Source organism: Glycocaulis sp. (assembly GCF_052168375.1).
In the GTDB taxonomy this organism is placed as follows: Bacteria; Pseudomonadota; Alphaproteobacteria; order Caulobacterales; family Maricaulaceae; genus Glycocaulis.
The window spans coordinates 1-2,400 of record NZ_JBQLZR010000075.1 but is presented as its reverse complement, the minus strand read 5'-3'; the positions used below and the strand labels follow the sequence as shown (position 1 = coordinate 2,400).

Below are 2,400 nucleotides of genomic sequence, written 5' to 3'. Positions count from 1 at the left end.
GGCGCCAGCAAGACAGGCATCTATGCCGCACTGGAAGTGGGCGCTGCCAAGACGGTCTGCTTCATCGTGCGCACCGAATCCACGCTTACCGGGCCGCGCCCGCGCGTGATTGGCGTGGGCCATCATTCCAGCGCCGGCATGCGAGCCGGCGGTGTAGTGGATATTGACGCGGCGGCCACCGTCATCCGTTCTGTTGTGGACAATGCCGAGCGTATGGCGCGCCAGGCCGTCAGCGAGGTAAGCCTCGTTACAACGGCTGGAAGCCCGGCCTCCGAACGCGTCTCGATCGAGGCCATGGTCAGCGGGCGCGAGGTCAGTGAACGCGACCGCAACCGTGTTCTCTCTGCCGGTCTTCAGCGCTGCGCCCGTCCGGGCCGCGCGCTTCTTCATGCTCTGCCGGTCTCCTGGCGGGTGGACGATAATCGCGGGGTCAAGGATCCGCGCGGCATGGCAGGGCGGACACTTGGCGTCGACCTGCACGTGATCTCGGCCAATGCCGATCCCTTGCGCAATCTCATGAATGCGGTGGCCCAGTGCCGCCTTGAAGTGAACGAGGTCATCGCCTCACCCTATGCTGCCGCGCTGTCAGTGCTGGCCGGTGACGAGGCGCTGCTGGGCGCGACCGTGATCGACATGGGTGCAGATACCACCAGCCTGGCCGTCTTCGCCGACGGCGTGCCTGTGCATGTGGACATGGTGCCGGTCGGCGGCAATCACGTCACGCGCGACATTGCGCGCGGACTTTCAACACCGGTTCATGCCGCCGAACGCATCAAGGCACTTTACGGCTCCGCGCTGGACAGCCCGGACGATGACCGCGCCATGATCGAGGCACCGCCTGTGGCAACCGAGCCTGATGCCGGCATGAACCAGCATCCGCGTGCACTCCTGAACGCCATTATCCGGCCGCGCCTGGAAGAGATTTTCGAGCTGATCCGCGACCGCCTCGAAGCAGCCGGCATGGGTGAGGCTTCGGGCCGTCTTCTGGTCCTGACCGGTGGCGCCAGCCAGCTGCCGGGCGTGGTGGAACTGGCAGGCCGCGTCCTGCGCCGTCAGGCGCGTATCGGCCGCCCGTCCCCTGTACCGGGTCTGGGTGATGCACTGGCCGGTGCCAGCTTTGCCGCCAGTACCGGAGCGCTGGCCCGTCATGCCCGTGCACCTGCGGAAATCCTGTCCGGACCGCCACGCTTCATCACCGAAAGTGCGATGCGCCGGGTTGCGCGCCCGGCTATGGACCGGGGGCCGTCAGCCATCTGGCGCTGGTTTGCCGAGAGCTTCTGACAGAAGACGCGAAGCGTTCTGTCTATGTTCTTGTAACCAAACCTAAAACATCGACAACCGGGCCGCATGGACTTAACGCTCGCTTAAGCAACGCACCCGCACACTGTTGGATAACCATTCTTAACCCTAGCCCGTTTGACGGAGCCTGCCCCCATGGCGCTGAACATTTCTGCCCCCGAAGCGACTGAGCTGAAACCCAGAATCCTCGTGTTCGGCGTGGGCGGCGCCGGTGGCAACGCGGTCAACAACATGATTGATGCCAATCTCGAAGGCGTCGACTTCGTGGTGGCCAATACCGATGCGCAGGCCTTGCAGCGCTCGGGCACCCGCAACCGCATCCAGATCGGCCACCAGATCACGCAAGGCCTTGGTGCCGGTGCGCGTCCTGAAGTGGGCATGCAGGCGGCAGAAGATTCGATCCACGAAATTGTCGAATACCTGCAAGGCGCCCACATGGTGTTCATCACCGCCGGCATGGGCGGCGGCACCGGCACTGGCGCTGCGCCTGTCATCGCGCGCGCCGCGCGCGAGCAGGGCATCCTCACCGTCGGCGTTGTGACCAAGCCCTTCCACTTCGAAGGCTCCAAGCGCATGCGCCTTGCTGAAGCGGGCATCGAGCAGCTTCAGGGCCATGTCGACACGCTGATCGTCATTCCCAACCAGAACCTGTTCCGCATCGCCACCGAGAAGACCACCTTCGCCGAAGCCTTTTCCATGGCAGACCAGGTGCTCCATTCGGGCGTTCGCGGCATTACCGACCTGATGGTCATGCCGGGCCTGATCAACCTCGATTTTGCCGATGTGCGCACCGTCATGAACGAGATGGGCAAGGCGATGATGGGTACCGGCGAAGCTTCCGGCGAGAAGCGCGCCATCGAGGCCGCCCACGCCGCCATCAACAATCCGCTGCTGGACGATGTATCGATGAAGGGTGCGCGCGGCGTGCTCATCAATATCACCGGCGGCATGGACATGACGCTGTATGAAGTTGACGAAGCCGCCAACGAAATCCGCGATCAGGTCGACCCTGACGCCAATATCATTGTCGGCTCCACCTTCGATGAAAGCCTGAACGGGACCGTGCGCGTGTCGGTTGTGGCCACCGGCATTGATGCCGAA

General features: G+C 63.9%; 2 protein-coding genes. Both read left to right on the top strand.

All coding sequences use genetic code 11. The annotated features are described in order from the left end of the window. The coding region (gene ftsA, locus ACTS2Z_RS02910) for a cell division protein FtsA (RefSeq protein WP_442571732.1) at positions 1 to 1,281 on the top strand (1,281 nt) is incomplete at its 5' end. Between the two features lie 153 nt (positions 1,282 to 1,434). Beyond that, a partial coding sequence (gene ftsZ / locus ACTS2Z_RS02905; protein ID WP_442571731.1) for a cell division protein FtsZ occupies positions 1,435 to 2,400 on the top strand: 966 nt, incomplete at its 3' end.